This window comes from Okeania sp. SIO2B9 (assembly GCF_010672505.1).
GTDB lineage: Bacteria > Cyanobacteriota > Cyanobacteriia > Cyanobacteriales > Microcoleaceae > Okeania > Okeania hirsuta.
The window spans coordinates 1-2833 of record NZ_JAAHGK010001021.1 but is presented as its reverse complement, the minus strand read 5'-3'; the positions used below and the strand labels follow the sequence as shown (position 1 = coordinate 2833).

Sequence of the window (2833 nt, the reverse complement as noted above, 5' to 3'; positions counted from 1 at the left end):
CTTAATTTTTGTTCGGTCAGCAAACATAGTCCCTATTTCGCTACTACAATGCATCTCAAAAGAATTACCATTTTTCTTCATCAGTGGTTGCACAATGGATTGGACTTCTTTTATTAAAGTCAAGATATCAAATTCTTCTTCATATATAGTCATCTCCCCTGATTCTACCTTAGAAATATCTAGGATGTCTTGAATAATTGTTAGCAGATGTAAACCAGAGGTTTTAATTTGATCCAGGTCTGGAATAAATTCTTCATGGCCTAAATCTTCAGCTTCTTCCCGCAGCAGATCGCTATACCCAATAATAGCGTTAAGAGGTGTTCTTAACTCATGACTCATACTAGCAAGAAACATACTTTTGGCTTTGTTAGCACCTTCTGCAGCTTCTTTTGCTTGTTGCAACTCTATATTAGCTAACTTACTTTCTGTAATATCTCGAACAATAGCCAAAACTTCATTTTGACCACTTGCCAATATTCTTGCTTCAAAATGATGACGTCGCCCATGGACAAACCACTCATATTCAAATATTTTAATATCTCCTGTTTGAAGCGCTTCCTCAAGATATTGTAAATATTGTTTTGCAGCATTTTCTGGCAAAACTTCAAAAACTTTTTTACCTATTAATTTATCCCTAGACCAAGGTAAATCATTTTTTCTAGAAGGTTTATAGTAGAGAAAAACCCCATTATTGCTGAATCGCAAAATTACATCTGGGATAGCATCAAGCAGTGCTCTATTTTTAGCCTCACTTTGCCGTAAATCTTCTGCTCTTTGTTTTAAATTGCGAATTAGCTCCTCCTTGCTATGAATTAGTTCTCTAAGTTGATAAGTCATGCTATTAAAAGAATTTGCCAATACAGCTAATTCATCTCCAGTACAAATCTCCATCTTCTGAGTTAAGTCTCCAGAAGCGAGACGTTTAGTAACTACAGTCATTTCCTTTAGAGGTTCAGTAATAGAACGACTAATTAACAATGCCAGAAAAGTTCCTGCAGTAGCAGCCATAGCTGCTACTATAAGACCTTGATTACGCACAGCAGCAATTTTTTGATTTAAAGGAGTTATAGACAAACCTACACTCACAGCTCCGAGTCTTTTCCGCCCAACGACTACTGCCTTACCAGCAAGCAATTGAGTAGACTTCCACTCAAAAATTGTTTCATCGCTCTCCAGTAGACGCTGGCCAAATTCATCGGGTTTAATATTGTAAACCAAAACATCTTTACCATAAGCATCAGCAACTATTCTTCCATCTTTCTCATAAATACGGCCAGCCGCCAGCACTTCATCTTCTCCAAGCTGCTCCATGATTTCTTCCATAAAATCAGCATCTAGCTTGTACAGAGAATCTCTAACTGTTATGGATATAGTATTGAGTAAGATTTCCGCCTGTTTTTCTAATTCAGTACGAAAATTTTGTTGCTGACGGTGGACGGATAACCAAGTGACACCGGCCACTACCATGACAACCAAACCTGTCATGGCTAGCGTTAACTTGGTGGCTAGCGACCCTTGTCCAACCCTGAATAAGCCCATCTAATTCACCTGTTTTGAACAAGTTCATACAATTCTCGCATTCTTTCTATACTTGACTCTGGAGGAAAATCATCGAATTTGGCTGTCTTTTCAAATTTCTCTAAGACTTCTCGTCCCTCTGCCGTTTGATCCATTTTAATCAAAATAGCTTTGATGGCCTCAAGCATTTCCGGTTTCATGTCAGGTCTAACTAAAACTACATGGCGAGCTACTTTCTCACTTTTTGCTAAAACTATCATGGCTTGTCGGTTTGCTTCCGGAATTTCCATAAAAGTACCGATGTCAACTGCACCAGCAGCAACTTTTCCACTAATTACCCATTGGATAGTATTTTCATCATCATCAGTAAAAACAAATCCTACTTCATCAGCAGATACTGTCGAACTAGCTGATTTCTTCTGTTGAGGATTTAAATCATTTTCTATCAGCAAGGAAGTAGGTAACATATATCCTGAAGTAGAGCTAACTTCATCAAAACCAACTATCTTACTTTTTAGATCCTCTAAGGATTGAATCCCACGATCCTTCATGGTAAAAATGACAGTATAATAATCTGGTACACCACCTTTCCAACGACGTAGAATTGGTTTAGCATTAGACCGATCGCTCACAATCATTGCTGGGTAGGGACTATCAAAATAAATATCTACTTCTCCTGAGTTGAGATAATTGGCCATTTCTTGTAAATCAGAAGCTATTTCTACATCCCCTACTTTGACTCCAAATTGGCCTAGTCTTTCTGCTAAGTAGTCTGCTAAGGGTTGATAGCGTTTAATCTTTTTTGAAGGATTATTAGAAATATCAGCAATAACTATTGTGCTTGGGTCTGGAGTGCTAGCTAACAGCTTTGGGTTTAATGCTGATGATTTTAAGCTAGAGCCGATCAAGGCCATGACCATGCCAAAAAGTGATAGTTTCACAAAAAGCTTGCGTAACATTTTCTCCACTTCTCCATTGTTGATAGTTGTAACTTTAAGGATATAACTCAAATAAATTCACGAACAAAAGTTTTAATCAGGTAATTTTTCCACAGGTCTATCCCGGTTGGGCCAGTGAGGTCTACATTAGACATGGTATTATTTCTATAAATTGCCAATAATAGTCTAGTTACTAAACTTAGAATACTTGACTGATTTTGTTGACTATTTGGCCATCAATGTTAGGGATATTTATCATTTTCTTTGTGGGTTTAATACCCCACCGTCAACGGGGGTGTTCACGCATTACTTGGGGGAGCGAATCCCCATGTAATTTTCCTCCTGTCTCCTGTCTCCTGTCTCCTGTCTCCTGTCTC

Annotated in this window: 2 protein-coding genes; both read right to left on the bottom strand. The window is 38.1% G+C overall.

Features of this window, described 5'->3' with window-relative positions; genetic code table 11:
- Positions 1 to 1539, bottom strand: a 1539-nt coding sequence (locus F6K13_RS26755; protein ID WP_287288960.1) for a histidine kinase dimerization/phospho-acceptor domain-containing protein, incomplete at its 3' end; no start/stop codon positions are given.
- Positions 1540 to 1544: 5 nt separating this feature from the next.
- Positions 1545 to 2477, bottom strand: coding sequence for a phosphate/phosphite/phosphonate ABC transporter substrate-binding protein (locus F6K13_RS26750; protein ID WP_287288958.1), 933 nt, complete (start codon positions 2475 to 2477; stop codon positions 1545 to 1547).
- Positions 2478 to 2833 lie beyond the last annotated feature (356 nt).